The sequence below is a fragment of the Streptomyces sp. NBC_01003 genome (assembly GCF_045162695.1).
Lineage (GTDB): Bacteria > Actinomycetota > Actinomycetes > Streptomycetales > Streptomycetaceae > Streptomyces.
In genome coordinates this window covers 4,301,167-4,323,070 of the sequence record NZ_CP108707.1, presented here as the reverse complement: position 1 = coordinate 4,323,070, position 21,904 = coordinate 4,301,167, and the positions used below count along the sequence as shown (strand labels likewise).

General features: G+C 71.2%; 19 protein-coding genes. 9 read left to right on the top strand and 10 right to left on the bottom strand.

Annotated features, from left to right (window positions below):
- The first annotated feature begins 143 nt into the window (after nt 1-143).
- Nucleotides 144-656 (top strand): peptide-methionine (S)-S-oxide reductase MsrA, encoded by a 513-nt coding sequence (msrA, locus tag OG698_RS19660; RefSeq protein ID WP_406104388.1) that lies wholly within the window; start codon nt 144-146, stop codon nt 654-656.
- A gap of 200 nt (nt 657-856) precedes the next feature.
- Here msrA and OG698_RS19655 read toward each other — a convergent pair whose 3' ends face one another.
- Nucleotides 857-1,966, bottom strand: coding sequence for a hypothetical protein (locus OG698_RS19655; protein ID WP_406104387.1), 1,110 nt, complete (start codon nt 1,964-1,966; stop codon nt 857-859).
- Between the two features lie 91 nt (nt 1,967-2,057).
- Between OG698_RS19655 and OG698_RS19650 the strand changes: the two genes are divergently transcribed.
- Nucleotides 2,058-3,230, top strand: coding sequence for a cystathionine gamma-synthase (locus tag OG698_RS19650; RefSeq protein ID WP_406104385.1), 1,173 nt, complete (start codon nt 2,058-2,060; stop codon nt 3,228-3,230).
- Nucleotides 3,231-3,263: 33 nt separating this feature from the next.
- Here the strand turns inward: OG698_RS19650 and OG698_RS19645 are convergent, their stop codons facing one another.
- The 3 genes from OG698_RS19645 to OG698_RS19635 form a co-directional block, all read right to left on the bottom strand.
- A complete protein-coding gene (locus OG698_RS19645; RefSeq protein WP_406104384.1) occupies nt 3,264-3,515 on the bottom strand; it encodes a hypothetical protein in 252 nt (83 codons plus the stop codon).
- Entirely contained in the window at nt 3,512-4,003 is a 492-nt protein-coding gene (locus tag OG698_RS19640; RefSeq protein ID WP_406104382.1) for a sigma factor-like helix-turn-helix DNA-binding protein, read from the bottom strand. The genes OG698_RS19645 and OG698_RS19640 overlap by 4 nt, the downstream gene beginning before the upstream one ends.
- A 106-nt stretch (nt 4,004-4,109) precedes the next feature.
- On the bottom strand, nt 4,110-4,631 hold the full coding sequence (locus tag OG698_RS19635) for a MarR family winged helix-turn-helix transcriptional regulator (protein WP_383095644.1): 522 nt from the start codon (nt 4,629-4,631) through the stop codon (nt 4,110-4,112).
- Between the two features lie 145 nt (nt 4,632-4,776).
- Between OG698_RS19635 and ilvA the strand changes: the two genes are divergently transcribed.
- The 3 genes from ilvA to OG698_RS19620 all read left to right on the top strand — a co-directional run bounded on the left by ilvA (nt 4,777) and on the right by OG698_RS19620 (nt 8,024).
- Nucleotides 4,777-6,006 carry a threonine ammonia-lyase gene (gene ilvA, locus OG698_RS19630; protein WP_406104380.1) on the top strand — a complete coding sequence of 410 codons (1,230 nt, stop codon included), beginning with the start codon at nt 4,777-4,779 and terminating at the stop codon, nt 6,004-6,006.
- 165 nt (nt 6,007-6,171) lie between these two features.
- Nucleotides 6,172-7,185: an ATP-binding cassette domain-containing protein gene (locus OG698_RS19625; RefSeq protein WP_406104378.1), complete on the top strand. Its 1,014-nt coding sequence runs from the start codon at nt 6,172-6,174 to the stop codon at nt 7,183-7,185.
- Nucleotides 7,182-8,024 carry an ABC transporter permease gene (locus tag OG698_RS19620; protein ID WP_406104376.1) on the top strand — a complete coding sequence of 281 codons (843 nt, stop codon included), beginning with the start codon at nt 7,182-7,184 and terminating at the stop codon, nt 8,022-8,024. Before OG698_RS19625 ends, OG698_RS19620 begins: the two co-directional genes overlap by 4 nt.
- Before the next feature lie 95 nt (nt 8,025-8,119).
- Here OG698_RS19620 and greA read toward each other — a convergent pair whose 3' ends face one another.
- Both greA and OG698_RS19610 read right to left on the bottom strand, forming a co-directional pair.
- A complete protein-coding gene (greA, locus tag OG698_RS19615) occupies nt 8,120-8,617 on the bottom strand; it encodes a transcription elongation factor GreA (RefSeq protein WP_406104374.1) in 498 nt (165 codons plus the stop codon).
- A gap of 198 nt (nt 8,618-8,815) precedes the next feature.
- Entirely contained in the window at nt 8,816-9,220 is a 405-nt protein-coding gene (locus OG698_RS19610; protein ID WP_383095649.1) for a DUF4307 domain-containing protein, read from the bottom strand.
- Nucleotides 9,221-9,393: 173 nt separating this feature from the next.
- Between OG698_RS19610 and mca the strand changes: the two genes are divergently transcribed.
- Entirely contained in the window at nt 9,394-10,254 is an 861-nt protein-coding gene (gene mca, locus OG698_RS19605; protein ID WP_406111156.1) for a mycothiol conjugate amidase Mca, read from the top strand.
- Nucleotides 10,247-10,492 carry a hypothetical protein gene (locus tag OG698_RS19600; protein ID WP_356289583.1) on the top strand — a complete coding sequence of 82 codons (246 nt, stop codon included), beginning with the start codon at nt 10,247-10,249 and terminating at the stop codon, nt 10,490-10,492. The genes mca and OG698_RS19600 overlap by 8 nt, the downstream gene beginning before the upstream one ends.
- A gap of 616 nt (nt 10,493-11,108) precedes the next feature.
- On the opposite strand, the gene OG698_RS19595 is transcribed toward OG698_RS19600, so the two are convergent.
- The gene (locus OG698_RS19595; RefSeq protein ID WP_406104373.1) at nt 11,109-14,312 is read right to left on the bottom strand and encodes a tetratricopeptide repeat protein; all 3,204 of its coding nucleotides are present in this window, start codon (nt 14,310-14,312) and stop codon (nt 11,109-11,111) included.
- Nucleotides 14,313-14,431: 119 nt separating this feature from the next.
- On the opposite strand from OG698_RS19595, the gene OG698_RS19590 reads away from it, so the two are divergent.
- Nucleotides 14,432-16,450, top strand: coding sequence for a thioredoxin domain-containing protein (locus tag OG698_RS19590; protein WP_406104372.1), 2,019 nt, complete (start codon nt 14,432-14,434; stop codon nt 16,448-16,450).
- A gap of 196 nt (nt 16,451-16,646) precedes the next feature.
- Here OG698_RS19590 and OG698_RS19585 read toward each other — a convergent pair whose 3' ends face one another.
- From OG698_RS19585 to OG698_RS19575, 3 genes are all read right to left on the bottom strand, one after another.
- Complete coding sequence (locus tag OG698_RS19585) at nt 16,647-17,264, bottom strand: TetR/AcrR family transcriptional regulator (protein WP_406104371.1); 618 nt, start codon at nt 17,262-17,264, stop codon at nt 16,647-16,649.
- A 4-nt stretch (nt 17,265-17,268) separates the two neighbouring features.
- The gene (locus tag OG698_RS19580) at nt 17,269-18,825 is read right to left on the bottom strand and encodes a DHA2 family efflux MFS transporter permease subunit (RefSeq protein ID WP_406104370.1); all 1,557 of its coding nucleotides are present in this window, start codon (nt 18,823-18,825) and stop codon (nt 17,269-17,271) included.
- 183 nt (nt 18,826-19,008) lie between these two features.
- Nucleotides 19,009-19,698, bottom strand: a complete 690-nt coding sequence (locus OG698_RS19575; protein WP_406104369.1) for a hemolysin III family protein — start codon at nt 19,696-19,698, stop codon at nt 19,009-19,011.
- A gap of 231 nt (nt 19,699-19,929) precedes the next feature.
- On the opposite strand from OG698_RS19575, the gene OG698_RS19570 reads away from it, so the two are divergent.
- Nucleotides 19,930-21,771, top strand: a complete 1,842-nt coding sequence (locus OG698_RS19570; RefSeq protein WP_406104368.1) for a phosphoenolpyruvate carboxykinase (GTP) — start codon at nt 19,930-19,932, stop codon at nt 21,769-21,771.
- Nucleotides 21,772-21,904: the final 133 nt, after the last annotated feature.

Genomic DNA, 21,904 nt, shown 5'->3' with positions numbered 1-21,904 from the left:
TGTGACCCATCCGGGCAGCGACGGTTGGAGTGGCGCGGAATCGCTTGGAGCCCTCGCGCGTTGAGAAACTGCGCGTGGGATGCCGGCGGTGTGCGAGCCGAGTACCCCGAGTGACCGAGCTGACAGATATTGGAGGGGCCGAAATGGCTGCGCAGACGCAGAGGGCCGTGCTGGCGGGCGGATGCTTCTGGGGGATGGAGGACCTGATCCGCCGACTCCCGGGCGTGACGGCGACCCGGGTCGGATACACCGGGGGTGACGTGCCGAACGCGACGTACCGTAACCATGGCACTCACGCGGAGGCCATTGAGATCCTTTTCGACCCCGAGAGGACCGACTTCCGCGCGATCCTGGAGTTCTTCTTCCAGATCCACGACCCGAGCACCGAGAACCGCCAGGGCAACGACATCGGTCTCAGCTACCGCTCGGCGATCTACTACGTGGATGACGAGCAGAAGCGGATCGCCGAGGACACGATCGCGGATGTGGACGCCTCCGGACTGTGGCCGGGCAAAGTCGTCACCGAGGTAGAGCCGGTCGGTCCCTTCTGGGAGGCCGAGCCCGAGCATCAGGACTATCTGCAGCGTTACCCGGACGGCTACACCTGCCACTTCCCGCGCCCGGGATGGCGGCTGCCCGCCCGCGCGGAGGGCTGACCGCGAGGCGGCCCGGCGGAAGGCGGAGGCTGGCTGGCTGGCCGAGGCTCCGCAGCCGGGCCGTGCTTGCGCTTGCGGGGTTGGGGGTGCCCCGCTGTGGACGAAGGGTGCCGACGGTGGGCCACAGTCGGGGAATGCTGGGCCGAGAGCAGAACCTCTAGTCGAGACGCAGCAGTTGAGCGTCGGGCCGCGCGGGGTGGTCAGTGGCGCAGCGTCGCCGGGCTCCCGCCGTTCGCCTCGTAGCCCGCGACCGCGAGCGCCCGGTACACCGCGTAGTCCGCCGCCGGGTCCGAGCCCGTCGTCCAGGGGAGCGCGCCGACGTGGCCGTCGACGTGGAGCAGCTGCTCCATCGCCTCGGCCCAGCGCTCGCAGCGGACCAGGAAGAACACCAGGAGATGGCGGACGTGGGCGAGCATGGGGTCGTCCGGGCGGGCGGCCTGGACGGCAAAGAGCGCACCGTGGATCGACTTGGTGACGACCTCGCTCTGGTAGAAGCTGCGCACCAGATTGACGTCGGGCAGGTGCTCGTAGAGCGCGAAGAGGGGGAGCGCGGCGAGGAGCGAGCCGCGCGGGGCGCGCGCGGCGGCGGCCTCGGCGAAGGAGAAGGCGAGCTCGCGCGAGCCGTGCCACTTCTCGCACCAGTACCGCAGGCCCGCCAGGTGGGCGCCCATGTGGCCCGGCGCCGTGTCGAGGATCTTGAGCCAGAGCTGCTCGAAGTCGTGCTGGGAGTACCCGAGGCCGCGGGCCACGGCGAGATGGGTGATGTGGGGGACCGGGTCGCCGGGGGCCAGGAGTGCCGCGTCCTCGCAGGCCGACCTGGCCTCCTCCAGGATGATCCGCCGCTCGTCGGCCTGCGCTTCACCGCCCGCGTTCCGCCAGGCCTGCTGGACGAGGAACTCCGCGAAGACCTGCGCCCCGCCCGGGTCCTTGGGGTCCTGGGCACGCCACGCGTGGAGCCACCCGGCACCGAGCCGCGGCGTCTGCGCGAGCTCCAGGGCGGCGGCGCCGGCGATCGCCTGCACGCGCTCCCAGCGCTGCTCGCTGTCCTTGCCCGTGCTGGCGAGGAGCTGCTTGGCGGCGGTGAAGTCCTGGTTGCGCTGGACCACCGACATCACGTTCAGCAGGTCCTGGTCGGGGCCCGGGAGCCGCACGTCCAGGTCCTCCTGGCGCATGAAGCCGTACTCCGCGGGGTCCGCCGCGTCCGGCGAACCGGGCGCGACCTGGCGTATCCCGCCGCGCCTGCGCAACAGGTACGGGCCCAGCACCGCCCCCAACATGACCACTGCCATCAGGACCCAGAGAATTCCCATGCGTACAAGCGAACCAGAAGGGTCGGACAATTGGCGAATGAGGCCCGGTAGGGCCGCCGCGCGGCCCGCGCGCGCACTACGCTCTGGCCGCATGAGCGACACGCACAACAGCCAGAACGCCCACGGCGGTCACGGGTTCGAGACCGTGGCCATTCACGCGGGCAACACGGCCGACCCCCTGACGGGCGCCGTTGTCCCCCCGATCTACCAGGTCTCCACGTACAAGCAGGACGGCGTGGGCGGGCTGCGCGGTGGCTACGAGTACAGCCGCAGCGCCAACCCGACCAGGACCGCCCTGGAGGAGAACCTCGCCGCCCTCGAAGGCGGCCGCCGCGGCCTCGCGTTCGCCTCCGGGCTCGCCGCCGAGGACTGCCTTCTCCGTACGCTGCTCAGCCCCGGCGATCACGTGGTCATCCCGAACGACGCGTACGGCGGCACGTTCCGTCTGTTCGCGAAGGTCGTCTCGCGGTGGGGCGTGGAGTGGTCGGTCGCCGACACCAGCGACCCGGCCTCCGTGCGCGCGGCGCTGACGCCGAAGACCAAGGTCATCTGGGTCGAGACGCCGTCCAACCCGCTGCTCGGGATCACCGACATCGCCGCCGTCGCGCAGGTCGCGCGGGAGGCGGGGGCGCGGCTCGTCGTCGACAACACCTTCGCGAGCCCGTACCTCCAGCAGCCGCTGGCGCTCGGCGCGGACGTCGTCGTGCACTCCCTGACGAAGTACATGGGCGGTCACTCGGACGTCGTCGGCGGTGCGCTGATCGTCGCCGACCCGGCGCTCGGCGAGGAGCTGGCGTACCACCAGAACGCGATGGGCGCCGTCGCCGGGCCGATGGACGCGTGGCTGGTGCTGCGCGGCATCAAGACGCTGCCCGTGCGCATGGACCGGCACAGTGAGAACGCGACGAGGGTCGCCGACATGCTGTCCCGGCACGCGCGCGTGACGCGTGTTCTGTACCCGGGCCTTCCGGAGCACCCCGGTCACGAGGTCGCCGCCAAGCAGATGAAGGCGTTCGGCGGCATGGTGTCGTTCCAGGTCGAGGGCGGCGAGGAGGCCGCCGTCGCGGTCTGCGACCGGGCGAAGCTGTTCACCCTGGGCGAGTCCCTGGGCGGTGTGGAGTCCCTGATCGAGCACCCGGGACGCATGACGCACGCCTCGGTCGCGGGCTCGGCGCTCGAGGTGCCCGGCGATCTCGTACGTCTCTCCGTGGGCATCGAGTCGGCCGACGACCTGCTTGCCGACCTCCAGCAGGCGCTCGGCTGATACCGCGGACGGCCGCCGCGAGGAGGCGCGCGGTCACCAGTCCGTGAGTGGTGGAGTCGTCCCGGACGGCGGCTCCACCCAGGGCCTGGCCAGCAGGGCCCATACGAAGAACGCGGTCATCGCCAGGCACAGCGCGAGCCACATCAGGCGGCGCAGCACTCTCCTGCGGCGCAGGATCCGCCCGCCCCGGCGCACCGCCTCGGTGTGGATCCCGGGCGGCAGCGCTCCCTGGGCGGCCTCCAGGATCGCGCGGACCTCGCGTTCCGTGCGGGCCTGTCCGTTCATGACGGCGCCTCCTCCAGGGACGGCGCGTCCGCAAGGGCCGGGGCGGGCCCGCGCGGCGGGTGCAGGACGAGCGCCATGGCGCGCGCGTGGATCACGTGTACGCGCTCCATGGGGAGCCCGAGCAGCGCGGCCACCTGCTCCTCGCCGACCCCCTCGTAGAGGCGCAGCACCAGGATCAGCCGAGCCTGCGGGCCGAGGTGGCGCAGTACGCCGCCGTACCCGCGGTGCTGGTGCCAGGCCGCGCGGGCGAAGCGCAGGGCGAGCTCCTTGCGGGCGCGGTCGTAGGGGTCCTCGCCGCGCAGCCGGTCCCAGGAGGCGTACGTCTGCGCGAGCGCCGCGACGAGCAGCTTCCGCGCGCGCGGGTTGCCGTCGGCCGGCTCCGTGGTGAGCAGGGTCGCGGCATGGAGCAGCCGCCCTGCCGCGCCCGCGACGAACGCCTCGAACTCCCGGGCCCGGCGGGCGTCCTGGAACGCGCGCCGTTCTCGCACCGCACCTCCAGCCGGGCCGCTCGGCGGCCGGTCGCTGGGACGGGACGGGCCCCGGCCGCGTACGACAGGGGCCCGGTCTCATATGAGGGCAGGTGCGGGCCCGGGGTCAAGAGCCGGGAGCGGCTTCCCCGGACGGGGCGGGCTGGCCCGCCTGCCGCGCGGACAGCGCGGTGTTGAAGCGCGTGAGGAGCGCGCAGAACTGTTCGCGCTCCTGCGGGGTCCACTCCTGCGTCAACTCGGCCATCAGGGACTGCCTGGACGTGCGTACCTCGTCGAGCCGGGCGAGGCCGCGCGGCGACAGCTGGAGGACGACCGCGCGTCCGTCCTCCGGGTGGGACGTCCGCTTGACGAGGCCCGTGTCGACGAGCGGCGCGACCTGACGCGTCACCGTCGACGAGTCGATGCCCATGCTCGCGGCGAGCGCCTTGACGCCCATCGGGCCTTCCTTGTCCAGGCGGTTGAGCAGCAGATACGCGGCTCGGTCCATCGAGTTGCGCACCTGCCCGACCCCGCCGAGCCGGGTCTGTTCGGCACGGCGGGCGAAGACCGCCACCTCGTGCTGGAGCGTTTCGAGGAGGCCGGTGTCGCCGGCGGTCGTCATGTCCATCGTTTCCGGTGGTGTGGGCATGGCCGGGGGCTCACTTCATGCGGGGGTGGTGGGTTGGGGGACAGGGTACGCGGCCGGAAGGCGGGTCGTACCGACGCTGCGCAAACCAGTCTCGGACCGTGGTCACACCAGGAGCCGTACGGCGTGAGCTGCGAGACTTGCCGTCATGAGCTACAGCACGGCTGACTCCTTGCCGACGGTGACCCTGGACGATGTGCGCGGCGCGCAGAAGATGCTCTCGGGGGTCGCGCGGATGACGGCGATGGAGGGCAGCCGGTACCTCTCCGGGCTGGTCGGAGCGCCGGTGCACCTCAAGTGCGAGAACCTCCAGCGGACCGGCTCCTTCAAGCTGCGCGGCGCGTACGTCAGGATCGCGGGCCTGCTTCCCGAGGAGCGCGCCGCGGGCGTGGTCGCCGCGAGTGCCGGAAACCATGCGCAGGGTGTAGCGCACGCGTCTTCTCTCCTCGGCGTACGCTCCACGGTCTTCATGCCGGTCGGCGCGCCCCTGCCGAAGGTCGCGGCGACCCGTGACTACGGCGCGGAGGTGCGGCTGCACGGGCAGGTCGTCGACGAGACGCTGGCGGCGGCGCAGGAGTACGCGCTCGAGACGGGCGCCGTGTTCATCCACCCCTTCGACCACCCGGACATCATCGCCGGACAGGGCACGGTCGGCCTCGAAATCCTGGAGCAGTGCCCCGAGGTGCGCACGATCGTCGTGGGCATCGGCGGCGGCGGGCTCGCCGCGGGCATCGCGGTGGCGGTCAAGGCGGTGCGCCCCGATGTGAAGGTGATCGGCGTGCAGGCGGCGGGCGCGGCGGCGTACCCGCCCTCACTGGAGGCCGGGCGGCCGGTGTCGATCCCGTATCCGGCGACGATGGCCGACGGCATCAAGGTGGGGCGGCCCGGTGACGTGCCGTTCCAGCTGGTCCAGGAGCTGGTCGACGAGGTCCGTACGGTCTCCGAGGACGAGCTGTCGAGCGCGCTGCTGCTCTGCTTGGAGCGGGCCAAGCTGGTCGTCGAACCGGCCGGGGCGAGCCCGGTCGCGGCGCTCCTGAGCGACCCGCGCTCCTTCGAGGGCCCGGTCGTGGCGCTGCTGTCGGGCGGCAACGTCGACCCGCTCCTGATGCAGCGGATCCTGCGCCACGGCATGGCTGCCGCCGGCCGATATCTGTCGCTGCGGCTGCGTCTGACGGACCGTCCCGGTGCCCTGGCCACGCTTCTCGGCGTGCTGTCGGGGGTCGACGCCAACGTCCTCGACGTGAGCCATGTACGGACCGATCCCCGGCTCGGGCTCACGGAGGCCGAGGTGGAGCTGCACCTGGAGACGAAGGGGCCGGTGCACTGCGCCGAGGTGGGCGCGGCGCTCCGGGACGCGGGTTACCTCGTCATCGACTGACCGGTGGAGCCGGGAGATTACGGAAAACCAGTTGATGAGACGCGATGTATCGCGATACTTTGTGGTGCGCGTCACCAATCCGTCGGGCGTGCCCGGACGGACATACCTAAGCTTTCCTGAGCAAGGCAACCAAACAGGTCACCCACAACCCATGGGGGAAGCCACATGCCAGGCGCCATCTACGCCGAAGGTCTGGTGAAGACCTTCGGCGACGTCAGGGCTCTGGACGGCGTCGATCTCGATGTCCCGGAGGGCACGGTCCTCGGCCTGCTCGGTCCGAACGGGGCGGGGAAGACCACTGCCGTGCGCTGTCTGACGACGCTGCTCACGCCGGACAGCGGCAAGGCCGTCGTCGCGGGCATCGACGTTCTCAAGCATCCGAACGAGGTGCGGCGCTCGATCGGACTCTCCGGCCAGTTCGCCGCGGTCGACGAGTATCTGACGGGTCGTGAAAATCTGCAAATGGTCGGCCAGTTGTACCAGATGAAGGCCAAGGAGGCGAAGGTGCGCGCGTCCGAGCTGCTCGAGCGGTTCAACCTCGCTGACGCCGCCGACCGGACCTCGAAGACGTACTCCGGAGGCATGCGCCGCCGACTCGACCTGGCCGCCGCACTCGTCGTCTCGCCGCCCGTGATGTTCATGGACGAGCCGACGACGGGACTCGACCCGCGCAACAGGCTGCAGCTGTGGGAGGTCATCCAGGAGCTGGTCGCCGGCGGCACGACACTGCTGCTCACCACCCAGTACCTCGAAGAGGCCGACCACCTGGCGCACGACATCTGCGTGATCGACCACGGCCGCGTCATCGCGCGCGGCACGTCCGACCAGCTCAAGGCTCAGACCGGCGGCGAGCGGGTCGAGCTCGTGGTCCACGAGCGGGAGCACATGACGCCCGCCGCCGAGGTCCTCGCCGGGTTCGGCAAGGGCGAGACCACCGTCGAGCAGCACACCCGCAAGCTCACCGTCCCCGTCTCCGGCGGCGCCAAGCTCCTCGCCGAGGTCATCAGGGAGTTGGACACCCGCGGCATCGAGATCGACGACATCGGTCTGCGCCGGCCCACGCTCGACGACGTCTTCATCTCCCTGACCGGCCACGTGGCCGAGGAGAAGGAGGAAGGGAACGGCTCGGGGGCGGGCGCCGCCAAGCAGTCCAAGCGGAAGAAGGAGGCCGTCAAGTGAGCGCCGTCACCCAGACCCTCGCGCCCCGCCCTGCGGGCGGCCCCGTGCAGTCCGCCAGGGACTCCCTCGTCGTCGCCAAGCGCAATCTGATCCGGATGACGCGGATCCCCGAGGTCGTCATCTTCGGGCTGATCCAGCCGATCATGTTCGTGGTGCTGTTCAGCTACGTGTTCGGCGGCTCGATGAACATCGGGGGCACCACCGACCCCGCGGTCTACCGAGAGTTCCTGATGGCCGGCATCTTCGCCCAGACCGTCACGTTCGCCACGGCGGGCGCCGGCGCGGGCATCGCCGACGACATGCACAAGGGCCTCATCGACCGCTTCAGGTCGCTGCCGATGTCCCGTGGCGCCGTCCTCACCGGACGCACCCTCGCGGACCTCGTGCAGACGGCCCTGACCCTGCTCGTCCTCGCGATCGTCGCGCTCCTGGTGGGCTGGCGCATCCACGAGGGCGTCCCGAAGGCCCTCGGCGCCTTCGGCCTGCTGCTCCTGCTCGGATACGCGTTCACGTGGATCGGCGCCCTCATCGGCCTGTCCGTACGCACCCCCGAGGCGGCCACGTCGGGCGGGCTGGTCTGGCTCTTCCCGGTGACGTTCATCTCGAACGCGTTCGTGGACTCCAGCCAGATGACGCCCTGGCTGCGCCACATCGCCGACTGGAACCCGTTCAGCGCCACGGTGCAGGCCTGCCGCGAGCTGTTCGGCAACCCGGGCGTCTCCGACTCTCCCGCCTGGCCCATGCAGCACCCCGTGTGGGCCTCGCTGCTCTGGTCCGTCGTGATCATCGTCGCCTTCCGGACGCTCTCGGTCCGCAAGTACCGCAACGCGACGGCCTGACGGCTACGGCTCCGAGCGCGAACACGCGAAGGCCCCCGGCGCAGCACGCGCCGGGGGCCTTCGCCATACGGTCGGTTCAGCCGTTGTACGGCTTCTCAGCCGTCGTAGGGCGTCGCCGCGAGGACCTTCACCGAGGCGAGCTTGCCGTTCGGCAGCTCGTACTGGGCGTCCTCGCCGATCTTCTTGCCGTTCACACCGGAGCCCAGCGGGGACTGCGGCGAGTACGTCTCGATGTCGGCGCTCGCGTACTCACGCGAGGCGAGCAGGAACGTCATGGTGTCGTCCTCGTCGCCGTCGAAGGCGATCGTGACGACCATGCCGGGGGCAGCGACGCCGGCCGCGGCAGGCGCCTCGCCGACCTTGGCCTTCTCCAGGAGCTGGGTCAGCTGGCGGATGCGGAGCTCTTGCTTGCCCTGCTCCTCCTTGGCCGCGTGGTACCCGCCGTTCTCGCGCAGGTCGCCCTCCTCGCGTGCCGCCGCGATCTTCACGGTGATCTCGGCGCGCGCGGGACCAGACAGGTACTCCAGCTCGTCCTTGAGCTTGGTGTACGCCTCCTGCGTGAGCCAGGTGACGTCTTCGCTGGTCTGGGTCACAGGTGCTCCTCGTAGGTACTGGGAATACAAAGCATCGCCCTACCCAGAAGCATGTGCCTTCACGGGTGGGCGAAACCACGAGCCTAACAATTCAGGCGCCGAAGGGGGAGGACATATGCCATCAAGAATTCGTCACCGCAGGTCAGGCGACGAAACCCGTACGGCCGCAGTACGGCCGAACGTACGGCCGCCGTGCGGTCACCCCGCGTGGCAGCCGAGCAGCTCCGCGCTGGTGCCGCGGGCCGTGGTGCGCAGCGTCACGACCTTGTCGATCCGGCTGTCGCGCTGGTCGAAGCGGAAGTCCGCGCGGCCCACCTCGGCGCCGTCGGCGGACTGCGACCGGATGGTGCAGTAGCCCTTGGCGTCGCTGTCCTTACGGACCTCGAGGTGCACCTTGACCGCCGCGTCGGAGGCCTTGAAGGTGATGACCTCGGCGCTGATCTTCGTACCGAAGACGTAGTGGTAGCCGAACCAGCCGATGAGGACGACGAGCAGGGCGCCGAGCGCGGCGCCGACGATCTTCAGGGTGCGGTCCGCTCGTTCGTCGGCGGAGCGGGAGCGGCCGTAGCGGCCGTCCGGGAGCTGCTCACTCACCGCACTCATGATCGTTCCTCTCGCGCGGGGCGGGTCGAGGACCGGCCCCGGACAGACTGCCGGAATTTTCCGCCCCCCGGTTCCGTCACTATAGAAGCCGCCCAATGCGCTGTATGACCGAGGGCGCCTTATTCACCGAGTCATTCACTGAGGATCTTGTCTTGACTGAGCAGCTGCGACTGATGGCCGTTCACGCCCACCCCGACGACGAGTCGTCGAAGGGTGCGGCCACCATGGCCAAGTACGTGTCCGAGGGGGTGGCCGTCCTTGTCGTGACCTGCACGGGCGGGGAACGAGGCTCCATCCTCAACCCGAAGCTTCAGGGGGACACGTACATCGAGGAGAACATCCACGAGGTACGCAAGAAGGAGATGGACGAGGCGCGCGCGATCCTGGGCGTCGACCAGGAGTGGCTGGGCTTCGTCGACTCGGGCCTGCCCGAGGGCGACCCGCTGCCGCCGCTGCCCGAGGGCTGCTTCGCGCTCGAGGACGTCGACAAGGCGGCGGGGGAGCTCGTCAGGCAGATCCGCTCGTTCCGTCCGCAGGTCGTCACGACGTACGACGAGAACGGGGGCTACCCGCACCCCGACCACATCATGACCCACAAGATCTCGATGGTGGCCTTCGAGGGCGCGGCGGACACCGAGAAGTACCCGGAGTCCGAGTACGGCCCGGCCTACCAGCCGCAGAAGCTCTACTACAACCAGGGCTTCAACCGGCCGCGCACCGAGGCGCTGCACCAGGCGATGCTCGACCGCGGCCTGGAGTCGCCCTACGCGGAGTGGCTCAAGCGGTGGGACGAGTTCGAGCGGGTCGAGCGGACGCTGACCACGCACATTCCGTGCGCCGACTTCTATGAGGTCCGCGACAAGGCGCTGATCGCGCACGCCACGCAGATCGACCCCGACGGCGGCTGGTTCCGGGTCCCGATGGAACTCCAGCGGGCGGTGTGGCCGACCGAGGAGTACGAGCTCGCGAAGTCTCTCGTCGATACCTCCCTCCCCGAGGACGACCTCTTTGCGGGCATCCGCGACAATGCCTGACATGAGCGCAAGCGCAAGCCTGGCAATGACGCATCTCGTCCCCCTCGCCAAGGAGGTCGACGAGAACAAGGTGACCCCGGGCGTCCTCGGTTTCATCGTCTTCGCGGTGATGGCCGTCGCCGTCTGGGGCCTGATGAAGTCGATGAACCGCCACATGGGCAAGGTCGACTTCAAGGAGAAGACGGACGCCGCCGCGGACCCCGCGGCCGGCTCCCCGGCCTCGCCCGCCAAGGGCTGACGCCCCGCTGAACGGAACGCGCTCGGCACGGCAGTGAGCCGCGCCGAGCGGCTTCGTGCTGCGCGGGTACGCTCGCACGCCCGCAGCACCCTCGTCTCCGGCGCCTCGCGCCCGGCATCTCGCGCCCGGCGCCTCGCGCCACGCAGCGGGCTCGTGCTCACGCGCCCGAAGCGCCGCGCCCTGAGCGACCCCGCGCCCCGGCCGTAGCGCCTTCGCGCCACGCAGTGCCTCGCGCCCTGAGCCCCCGGCCACGCAGCGCCTGCGGCACTTTGCGTCCTCGGGCCGCGCGGCGTCCCGGCCACGAGGCGCTCTCGCCCTCAGCGATCGTGCGCCTCACGCGCTCGCAGCGCCGCGCTCTGAGCGCCCTCGCGCCACCCAGTGCCTCGCGCCCTGAGCGCCCGGCCACGCAGCGCCTGCGGCACTTTGCGTCCTCGGGCCGCGTGGCGTCCCGGCCACGAGGCGTTTTCGTCCTCAGCGATCGTGCGCCTCACGCGCTCGCAGCGCCGCGCTCTCAGCCGCTCACGCGCCTCACGCGCCCCACGCGCTCGCAGAGCCTCGCGCTGAGCAGCCTCGCGTCACGCGCCGCCCCGCGCACAGCCCCCGCACCGCCTCGCCCTCAGCGCCCCGCCCCCACCTCCACGCCCATCACGTCGCGGGCGTGGCGCTTGGGGACCATGCCGAGGCGCCAGGCCTGCCAGCCCGCCTCCAGGTCCGCGCCGCGTTCCAGGAGGAGCTGGTAGGCCTCCACGTAGTCGTCGAGCTTGGCGTCCCGGCCGGCGTGGGTGGCGCGGGCGAGTTGGGACAGTTCCTCCTGCGCCACGGCCGTGCCGATCTCCGAGCCGCCCGGGGACGCGTACGGCAGCAGCGTGCAACGCAGGAAGTTCGCCCAGTCCTCGCCGCGGCGGTCGCCGTACGACGCGAACAGTGCCGCCGCCTCCTCGCACAGGGTCAGGGCCTGGGCCGCGCGCCCGTTGCCTGCGTCCACCACCGCCAGTTCCAGGCACGTCCACCCCTCGCCGTGCGCGACGCCGATGCGCTGGAAGTCGGCGCGGGCGTCGACCAGGAGCTGGCGCGCGAAGCCGGAGTTGCGCAGCGAGCCCGTCTGCGCGGCGCGCTGGTCACGCGTGACCCGGGCCGAGTGGTGGCGGGCGCAGGCGAGCCCGTACACGTCGCGCATCCGCGAGAACATCGTGCGGGAGCGCTCCAGCTCGCGTACCGCCTGGTCGAGGTTGCCGCTCTCCTCCAGGGCCTGGCCCAGGTAGTAGAGCGTCCAGGCCTCGCCGCGCGCGTCCTCGTTGTCGCGGTGGCGCGAGGCGGCCTGGCGCAGTCCGTCGACGGCCGCCGACGCATCGCCGTCCACCAGGCGCACCCGCGCCAGCTGCGTGAGCGCCCACGCCTCGCCGCGGTTGTCTCGCGTACGGCTGTACAGGTCGAGGGCGGCACGCAGTTCACGCTCCGCGTCCGGCAGGTCGCCCATCCGCAGGCACAGCTGCCCCAGCTGGAAGTGCGCCCACGCCTCGCCGTGCACGGACTCGTTCTCGCGGTGCAGGGCCAGCGCCGAGGTCAGCAGATCGAGCGCCTCCTTTACGTGGGCCCGGTCGCGCTCCACCGCGGCGAGCGCATGCAGCGTCCAGCCCCGGTCGCCCGCCGTCTCCTCCGTGATCTGGAGGTCGAGGGCCTCGCGGAGCTTCGCCGCCGCCTCCTTGAGCTGGCCCTGGTGGTGCAGCGTGATGCCCAGCGAACACAGGGCGCGGGCCGCGCCCGCGTTGTGGTGCGCCTCGAAGTAGAGGTCCACCACGGACGCCAGCGTCGTACGCGCCTTGTCGAGCTCGCCGAGCTGGCGCGCCGCGATACCCGTGCGCCACTGGACCGAGCGCACGAGAAGCCCCTGGTCGACGGCCTGGGTGAGCTCGCTGATCTCGCCGAGTCGGTAGAGGTCGCCGCGCAGCAGGCAGTAGTCGCACAGGGCGCCGAGCAGATTGAGTACGGCCGCCTGGTCGACGCCCTCCGCGCCACGCAGCGTCGCCGTGATGAAGCTGGACTCGTCGTCGAGCCAGCGCAGCGCGGCGTCCAGCGAGGTGAAGCCGTGCGGGCCGACCTGGCCGGCGCGCGTCGACATCTTGCCGTCGACGAGCCGGATCACCGAGTCCGCGAGCTCCGCGTAGTTCTGGATGAGGCGTTCCTGAGCGGCCGTCCGCTCGGCCGGTTCCTCCTCGTCGAGGAGGCGGGCCTGCGCGAAGGAGCGGACGAGGTCGTGCAGCCGGTACCGGCTTCCCCGCACGTGGTCGATCAGCCCGGCGCGTGACAGCGCCGTCAGATGGCGGGTGGCCTCCGACTCGTCCGTCGCGAGGAGCGCGGCCGCCGCGGCCGCACCGAGCGAGGCCCGCCCGGCCAGCGCGAGCCGCCGCAGCAGCCGCCGGGCCGCCTCCGGCTGGTCGGTGTAGCGCAGCCACAGCACCCGCTCGACCGGCTCCACGGGCCCGTACGCGCCCAGGTCGGACGCCAGTGCGCGCGTCGTACGCGGCCCGATCGCGGATCCCGCGATGCGCAGCGCCAGCGGCAGGCCACCGCACAACTCCCTTACTGTGTCCGATGATTCGGAGTCGTAAGGCCCTGAGTCGTCCTCCGCGGACTCGCGCAGCAGTTCCTCCGAGCCCGCCGCGTCCAGCGCGTCCACCGGCACCTGGTGCACCCACGCCGGGACGTCCGCCGGCAGGTCGAGCGGCTTGCGCGCCGTCACCAGGACGAGGCTGTCGGACCGCTCGGGGATCAGCGTGCGCACCTGCTCCGCGTCGTTCGCGTCGTCCAGGACGATCGTGACCGGAAGCCCCGTCAGATGCTGGTGGTACAGCTCGCTGAGGCGCCGCACCTGCTGCTCCTGCGAGGAACGCTCCCGGAAGAGCAGCTGCTCGCGCGGCGCGCCGAGCCGGTTCAGCAGATGGAGCAGCGCGTCCCGGGTCGACAGCGGGGCCTCGGGCGCGTCGCCCCGCAGGTCCACGACGCACGCGCCGCGGAACTGGTCGCGCAGCTCGTGCGCCGCCCGCACCGCGAGCGTCGTGCGGCCGGAGCCGGGCGCGCCGTGCAGCACGACGACGGTGGGCCGGGTCTCGGTGCTCGCGCGGGCCGCGTGCACCCACTGGGCGATGCGCTGCATCTGCGCCCTGCGGCCCGCGAACGGGCCCTGTGGCTCCGGGAGTTGGCCGAACGACTGCTCCAGTACGTTGCGCCGCCTGGCCGCCGCGCTCTTGTCGGTACGGCGCAACTGCGGCGTCGGCTTCTTCGCGCCGGTCCCCGCGGTGGCGGCGAGGACGCGCTGCTGATCGAGGAACGGCCGGATTCCCCGCACGTCGAGCGCCGTCAGCCACTGCAGTCTCAGCTGTTCGGGCCCGCCCGGCTGGCTCCTCGCCCCGGCTCGGCGGCTCGCGGCGGGCACATGAGAGGCCGTCACCTTCGCGACGGTCGTGGCGGCGCCCACCACGGCGACGGCCGCGCCCGCGCCGACCGCGGTCCCCGCGCCCGTACCCAGCAGCAGGTCGGCCACGCAGGCGCCCACCGAGGCAACGGCCGTGACCAGCAGGGGAGTCGATCCCCGCTCCTGGGCGAAGCGCTGCCCGAACGACATCTGCCCGGCCTCGGCCTCGTCCAGGGCGTGTGTGAACTGTGCGTACTCCTCGGCGGCGGTCTCCGCCATGGCGTCGAGCGCACCGCGCGCACGGGACAGCAGTACCCCGCCGTCCGTGCGCCCGCCCGAACGCCGTACTTCCTCCTCCACGGCCCGGGCCAACAGCCCCTCGGCTTCCGCCCGATGGCTGTCTCGCATCTCAGGTCCCCCTCCGGCGGCAACGGTTCCGCGTCAAGTGTGCTGCGTATGGGGTCACGGCGCGAGAGGCCGGGGATCAAAGGGCCGATCGGCGACCGACGTGCGCGAGGATGGGGCGCATGCCGAACCGACTGGCCCATGAGACGTCCCCCTACCTTCTCCAGCATGCCGACAACCCCGTCGACTGGTGGCCCTGGTCGGCCGACGCCTTCGAGGAGGCGCGGCGGCGCGGGGTCCCGGTGCTGCTCAGCGTCGGATACTCCAGCTGCCACTGGTGCCACGTCATGGCGCACGAGTCCTTCGAGGACGAGACGACCGCCGCCCTCATGAACGACCGCTTCGTCAACATCAAGGTCGACCGCGAGGAGCGCCCCGACGTCGACGCCGTCTACATGGAGGCCGTGCAGGCCGCCACCGGCCAGGGCGGCTGGCCCATGACCGTGTTCCTCACGCCGGAAGCCGAGCCGTTCTACTTCGGCACCTACTTCCCGCCCGAGCCGCGGCACGGGATGGCGTCCTTCCGGCAGATCCTGGAGGGCGTGGCGCAGGCGTGGGCCGAGCGCAAGGACGAGGTCGCCGAGGTCGCCGCGAAGATCGTGGGCGATCTGGCCGGGCGTGAGCTGTCGTACGGGGACACACAGATCCCCGGCGAGGGCGAGCTCGCGCAGGCGCTGCTCGGCCTGACCCGCGAGTACGACGAGGCGAACGGCGGATTCGGCGGTGCCCCGAAGTTCCCGCCGTCGATGGTGATCGAGTTCCTGCTGCGCCACTACGCACGCACCGGCGCCGAGGGCGCGCTCCAGATGGCCGACGACACCTGCGAGCGGATGGCGCGCGGCGGGATCTACGACCAGCTGGGCGGCGGCTTCGCGCGCTACTCCGTCGACCGCGAATGGGTCGTGCCCCACTTCGAGAAGATGCTCTACGACAACGCGCTGCTGTGCCGCGCCTACGCGCATCTGTGGCGGGCCACCGGTTCGGAGACGGCCAAGCGCGTCGCGCTGGAGACCGCGGACTTCATGGTGCGGGAGCTGCGGACGAACGAGGGCGGGTTCGCGTCCGCGCTGGACGCGGACAGCGAGGACGCCGAGGGCCGCCACGTCGAGGGCGCGTTCTATGTGTGGACGCCCGGGCAGCTGCGCGAGGTGCTCGGCGACGCGGACGCCGAGCTGGCCGCCCAGTACTTCGGCGTGACGCAGCAGGGCACCTTCGAGGAGGGCGCCTCCGTCCTCCAACTCCCGCAACAGGACACCGAGTTCGATGCCGCGCGGGTCGAGGACGTCCGGCGCAGGCTGTTCGCCGCGCGCGCCGAGCGGCCGGCCCCCGGGCGGGACGACAAGGTCGTCGCCGCGTGGAACGGCCTGGCGATCGCCGCGCTCGCGGAGACCGGCGCGTACTTCGACCGGCCGGACCTGGTGCAGGCCGCACTCGCCGCCGCCGACCTGCTCGTACGGCTCCACATGGACGCGCGGGCGCGCATCGCCCGTACCAGCAAGGACGGCCGGGCCGGCGCGAACGCCGGGGTCCTCGAGGACTACGCGGATGTCGCCGAGGGCTTCCTCACGCTGGCGTCCGTGACGGGCGAGGGGGTCTGGCTGGAGTTCGCCGGGTTCCTCGTCGACCACGTCCTCGACCAGTTCACCGACGCGGAGTCCGGCGCCCTGTACGACACGGCGGCGGACGCGGAGCAGCTGATCCGCAGGCCGCAGGACCCGACCGACAACGCCACGCCCTCGGGCTGGAGCGCGGCGGCGGGCGCGCTGCTCTCGTACGCGGCCCAGACCGGTTCGGAGCCCCATCGCACCGCCGCCGAGCGGGCGTTGGGTGTGGTGCGGGCGCTCGGGCCGCGTGCCCCGCGTTTCATCGGGCACGGGCTCGCGGTCGCGGAGGCGCTGCTCGACGGGCCGAAGGAGGTCGCCGTCGTAGGCGAGATCGGCGGCGAGCTTCACCGCACGGCGCTGCTCGGCACGGCGCCGGGCGCGGTTGTCGCGGTGGGCGAAGTGGGCTCCGGCGAACTGCCGTTGCTGGCGGACCGGCCGCTCGTCGACGGCCGCCCGGCCGCGTACGTGTGCCGCAACTTCACCTGCGACGCCCCCGTCACCGACGCCCAGGAGCTCGCGGTGAAGCTGCAGGACTGAAGCGAGCCGGACGCCGTCGGACTCCGCCGGGTGCTAGGGGGTGTCCGGCGGATCATGGCCGGGGTCGCGACGCCTGACACGGCACCTCGCCGCGTTGCCGAAACGTCCGAACAGCTCCGCTATCAGGACGCTCCAGCGCCTTGCGACGCACCGCGCCAGGCGCCGTGACCTATCCGACCCTGATCCGCCGGCCCCCCTAGAGACCGTTCCTGAACGTCTCCAGCGTGCGGTCCATCAGGTCGCGCAGCTCTTCCTGGTGGCCGTGCTCGGCCCAGTACAGCGTGGTCTCCATGAGCGCGCCGACCAGCGCCATCGCGTAGACGCGGACCTCCAGGCCGTTCGCGTCGCGGCCGGTGCGCTCGCCGATCACCCGGCACAGCAGCTGCCCGGTGACGGACATGGACTCCATCATCCGGGAGCGCACCGCGGGCACCTCGACCTGGAGCCTGGTCCGCAGCCGTGACACCTCGGGATCGTCGTCGAACCCGAGGTGCACGGCCTGCGCGATCACATGCTTCAGCGAGTCGACGATCGACTCGTCCGCGGGGCGCGCCCGCAGCTCGGACTCCAGCATCGCGTCGTACTCGTCCGTGATGACGATGTCTTCCTTGGTGGGGAAGTACCGGAACACCGTGGACGGCGACACCTCGGCGGCCTCTGCGATCTGCTCGACCGTCGTGGCGTCGTACCCCTGCTCGGTGATCAGGCGGTACGTCGCGTCCCTGATCGCCACGCGGGTCTTGAGCTTCTTGCGTTCGCGAAGGCCCATCCCGGGGCGGTCGGCGGCGGAGGTGGAGCGTGCGGAGGGGGCCATGGGCTCATTCTCGGGCATCACCGGGGACCGGGGCCACGCCCGTGGCCGGCGCGGTACGGGGGAGCAGGGCGGCCGCCAGCAGGGCGGTGACCAGCGACGCGACGCCCACGACGAGCAGCACGACGCTCATCCCGTGGACGTACGCGGCGTTCGCCGACGACGCGAGGGCGTGGTCCCCGAGCTTCGTGGCCACGGCGTGGGCGGCCATCACGGAGTCCTGGGCGGTGCCCGCCGCGGGACCGGGCAGGCCGTCGGTGTCGAGGCGGCTGCCGTAGGCCCCGGCGAGGAGCGCCCCGAGCAGGGCGATACCGAGCGCGCCGCCCACCTGCCGCACCGTCATCAGGAGGCCCGAGCCGCTGCCCGCCCGGTCCGCGGGCAGCGCCGACAGCGCGGCGCCCATCGCGGGGACGAGGGCGAACGAGAAGCCGACCCCGGCGATGCCCAGCCACAGCGCGGTGAACCCGTAACCGGAGTCGGCCGTGGTGCGGCTGCCGAGGAACGCGGCGAACGCCAGGACCGTGAGCGCCGCGCTGATCACCGCGGGCGGCCCGAACCTGGTGACCAGGGGCTGCGCGCACTTCGCGGCCACCAGCATCCCGGCCATCATCGGCAGCAGCCGTACGCCGGTGCCGAGCGCGTCGTTGCCGAGGACGGCCTGGAGGTACTGCGGCAGCACGAACATCAGGCCCGACAGGACGAACATGCCGAGGGTGGCCGCGAGCGTGTTGAGCAGGAAGCCGCGGCGGGCCAGCAGGGTGAGGTCGAGGAGCGGCCGCTCGCTGCGCCGCTCGCGCAGGACGAGGGCGGTGACCAGGGCGACGGAGGCCGCGAACAGGACCAGCACCACAGGGTCGGTCCAGCCGCGGTGCGGCGCCTCGATGATCGCGTAGATCAGGGCGCCGAGGCCGGCCGCGGTGAGCGCGGTGGAGACGACGTCGACCCGCGGTGAGGCGGGGTCGCGGGTCTCCGGCAGCAGGAACAGGCAGGCCGTGATGCCGATGGCGACCATCGGGACGTTGACCAGGAAGACCGAGCCCCACCAGAAGTGGTCGAGGAGCCAGCCGCCGAGGATCGGGCCGAGCGGCATGCCGACCGCCGAGGCCGCGGAGATGATCCCGACGGCCTTGGTGCGCTCGTCGGGGGCGAAGAGCGAGGGCAGCACGGACAGGGCGAGCGGCATGACGAGCGCGGCGCCGACACCCATCAGCGCGCGGGCGCCGATCACCCAGCCGACCTCGCTCGCGAGCGCCCCCACGAGCGAGCCCGCGAGGAAGACGCCGAGTCCGGCGATGAGCATCCGGCGCCGCCCGAACCGGTCGCCGAGCAGCCCGGCCGGAAGCATCAGGGCGGCGAAGACGATGACGTACGAGTCCGCCATCCACTGCTGCTGACCGGTGTCCGCGCCGAGGTCGGCGGCCATGGTCGGCAGCGCCACGTTGAGGATCGTCATGTCGAAGCCGAGCACGAGCATGCTCGCGACCAGGGCGCCGAGCGCCCACCAGCGGCGCAGGTCGCGCTGCACGCTGTCCCGCGGTGAGTCCTGCTTGGTGACAGTAACCATGAAATGAGAGTAGCTTTCAAAAGGTGGCTACTGTCAACCTCTGGATCCGGACACAGGGGCCCTGGATCCGGACACAAGGGCCCTGGACCCGGGCGCACGGGTCGGGTCACGAACGACGCGAGGGCCGGGGCACAAAAAATGGCCGCGGCTCGGAAGCCGCGGCCGGGAGGGTGAAGGGCGAGGTCAGGCGTGCTGGTACGCCACCAGCGAGATGCCGACGTAGTGCACGACGAACGCCGCGAGCGTGAGCGAGTGGAAGACCTCGTGGAAGCCGAACCAGCGCGGTGACGGGTTCGGGCGCTTGATCCCGTAGATCACGCCGCCCGCGCTGTAGAGAAGCCCGCCGACGATCACGCAGACGAGCACGGCCGTGCCGCCCGCGTGCAGGAAGTCGGGCAGGAAGAAGACGGCCGCCCAGCCCATCGCGATGTAGCAGGGGGTGTAGAGCCAGCGCGGGGCGCCGACCCAGAAGACGCGGAAGACGATGCCGGCCGCGGCGGCGGCCCAGATGCCCCACAGCAGCCACTGGCCCTTGGCCTCGGGGAGCAGCAGCATCGTGAGCGGCGTGTAGGTGCCCGCGATGATCAGGAAGATGTTCGCGTGGTCGAGGCGGCGCAGCACGCCGTCCGCGCGCGGGCCCCAGTCGCCCCGGTGGTAGAGCGCGCTCACGCCGAAGAGCAGGCAGGCCGTGAGGACGTAGATCCCGCAGGCGATCCGGCCGCGGGTGGAGTCCGCGAGCGCGGTCAGTACCAGGCCGGAGATGACGACCGCGGGGAACATCCCGGCGTGCAGCCAGCCGCGCAGCCGGGGTTTCACCGGAACGGGCTCTGTCGCGGTCACTTCGGATGGCGTGGCGGCAGTCATGTGCCGCATCGTACCTACGGGGCCGTAAGTAACGAATACGAGTGACGATCAGTGACGCATACGAGTGGCGATCCTCACTTCGCTCAGCTGTGGGGCCCTCTGGACATATGGGCGCCGGCGTCGGATGATCATATGAGTGCGGTCGGCACCGGATGAGCGCCAGAGGGATCAACACGTGAAGCATCCGGGTCGCAGCCCCCAAGGGGCAACAACACAAAAACCCCTCATTTAGGAGCAATCGTGGCGCGCGACATCGCGGCTCCCGTTTCTTTGGGCAATGTCCCCACCAAGCACCAGGAACTGATCTCGTGGGTCAACGAGATCGCTGAACTGACGCAGCCGGACCGTGTGGTCTGGTGCGACGGGTCGGAGGCCGAGTACGAGCGCCTCGCAGAGGAACTGGTCGACAAGGGAACGTTCAAGAAGCTCGACCCGATCAAGCGCCCGAACTCGTACTACGCCGCCTCCGACCCGACCGACGTCGCGCGCGTCGAGGACCGGACGTTCATCTGCTCCGAGAAGGAGCAGGACGCGGGCCCCACCAACCACTGGAAAGCCCCCACGGAGATGCGCGAGATCTTCCAGGGCAGCGGGGGCAACGGCGGCATCTTCCGCGGCTCGATGAAGGGCAGGACGATGTACGTCGTCCCGTTCTGCATGGGCCCGCTCGGCTCGGAGCTCTCCGCGATCGGCGTCGAGATCACCGACTCCGCGTACGTCGCCGTCTCGATGCGCACCATGACGCGCATGGGCCAGCCCGTCCTCGAGGAGCTCGGCACCGACGGCTTCTTCGTGAAGGCCGTCCACACGCTGGGCGCGCCGCTGGAGGAGGGTCAGCAGGACGTGCCGTGGCCCTGCAACTCCACCAAGTACATCTCGCACTTCCCGGAGAGCCGCGAGATCTGGTCGTACGGCTCCGGCTACGGCGGCAACGCCCTGCTCGGCAAGAAGTGCTACGCCCTGCGCATCGCGTCCGTCATGGCGCGCGACGAGGGCTGGCTCGCCGAGCACATGCTCATCCTCAAGCTGACGCCGCCGCAGGGTGAGTCGAAGTACGTCGCCGCCGCCTTCCCGAGCGCGTGCGGCAAGACCAACCTCGCCATGCTGGAGCCCACGATCTCCGGCTGGACCGTCGAGACCATCGGCGACGACATCGCCTGGATGCGCTTCGGCGAGGACGGCCGCCTCTACGCGATCAACCCCGAGGCCGGCTTCTTCGGCGTCGCGCCCGGCACCGGCGAGCACACCAACGCCAACGCCATGAAGACGCTGTGGGGCAACTCCGTCTTCACGAACGTCGCGCTCACCGACGACAACGACGTCTGGTGGGAGGGCATGACGGAGGAGACTCCGGCGCACCTCACCGACTGGAAGGGCAACGACTGGACCCCCGAGTCCGGCGTCCCCGCGGCCCACCCGAACGCGCGCTTCACCACCCCCGCCTCGCAGTGCCCGATCATCGCGCCCGAGTGGGAGGACCCGAAGGGCGTGCCGATCTCGGCGATCCTCTTCGGCGGCCGCCGCGCCTCCGCTGTGCCGCTGGTGACCGAGTCCTTCGACTGGAACCACGGCGTGTTCCTCGGAGCGAACGTCGCCTCCGAGAAGACCGCCGCCGCCGAGGGCAAGGTCGGCGAGCTGCGCCGCGATCCGTTCGCGATGCTCCCGTTCTGCGGCTACAACATGGGCGACTACATGGCCCACTGGGTCGACGTGGCCAAGGACAAGGACCAGGCGAAGCTGCCGAAGATCTACTACGTGAACTGGTTCCGCAAGAACGACGCGGGCAAGTTCGTGTGGCCCGGCTTCGGCGAGAACAGCCGTGTCCTGAAGTGGATCGTCGAGCGCCTGGAGGGCAAGGCCGAGGGCGTCGAGTCGCCGATCGGCATCCTGCCGACGCGTGACTCCCTCGACACGGACGGCCTCGAACTGGCCGACTCCGACCTCGACTTCCTGCTGACGGTCGACAAGGAGGTGTGGCGCGACGAGGCCTCCCTGGTCCCCGAGCACCTCAACACCTTCGGTGACCACACGCCGAAGGAGCTGTGGGACGAGTACCGCGCGCTGGTCGCCCGGCTCGGCTGACCCGCTCCCGTAGGACAACGCGGCGGGCCCGACCGACTTCCGCCCTGTCCTGTGGCGTCATCACAGGCCCGTCGCACCCCGGCCCCCGAAGCCGACTCACCGGCTTTGGGGGCCGAACCCTTTCCCGTTACGG

Coding starts and splice junctions, on each gene's coding strand:
- OG698_RS19655 (WP_406104387.1), bottom strand. CDS start 1,966: ATGGGAATTCTCTGGGTCCTGATGGCAGTGGTCATGTTGGGGGCGGTG.
- OG698_RS19580 (WP_406104370.1), bottom strand. CDS start 18,825: ATGGTTACTGTCACCAAGCAGGACTCACCGCGGGACAGCGTGCAGCGC.
- mca (WP_406111156.1), top strand. CDS start 9,394: ATGGCCGTTCACGCCCACCCCGACGACGAGTCGTCGAAGGGTGCGGCC.
- OG698_RS19645 (WP_406104384.1), bottom strand. CDS start 3,515: ATGAACGGACAGGCCCGCACGGAACGCGAGGTCCGCGCGATCCTGGAG.
- OG698_RS19600 (WP_356289583.1), top strand. CDS start 10,247: ATGCCTGACATGAGCGCAAGCGCAAGCCTGGCAATGACGCATCTCGTC.
- OG698_RS19625 (WP_406104378.1), top strand. CDS start 6,172: ATGCCAGGCGCCATCTACGCCGAAGGTCTGGTGAAGACCTTCGGCGAC.
- OG698_RS19575 (WP_406104369.1), bottom strand. CDS start 19,698: ATGCGGCACATGACTGCCGCCACGCCATCCGAAGTGACCGCGACAGAG.
- OG698_RS19650 (WP_406104385.1), top strand. CDS start 2,058: ATGAGCGACACGCACAACAGCCAGAACGCCCACGGCGGTCACGGGTTC.
- msrA (WP_406104388.1), top strand. CDS start 144: ATGGCTGCGCAGACGCAGAGGGCCGTGCTGGCGGGCGGATGCTTCTGG.
- OG698_RS19635 (WP_383095644.1), bottom strand. CDS start 4,631: ATGCCCACACCACCGGAAACGATGGACATGACGACCGCCGGCGACACC.
- OG698_RS19610 (WP_383095649.1), bottom strand. CDS start 9,220: ATGAGTGCGGTGAGTGAGCAGCTCCCGGACGGCCGCTACGGCCGCTCC.
- ilvA (WP_406104380.1), top strand. CDS start 4,777: ATGAGCTACAGCACGGCTGACTCCTTGCCGACGGTGACCCTGGACGAT.
- OG698_RS19595 (WP_406104373.1), bottom strand. CDS start 14,312: ATGCGAGACAGCCATCGGGCGGAAGCCGAGGGGCTGTTGGCCCGGGCC.
- OG698_RS19585 (WP_406104371.1), bottom strand. CDS start 17,264: ATGGCCCCCTCCGCACGCTCCACCTCCGCCGCCGACCGCCCCGGGATG.
- OG698_RS19590 (WP_406104372.1), top strand. CDS start 14,432: ATGCCGAACCGACTGGCCCATGAGACGTCCCCCTACCTTCTCCAGCAT.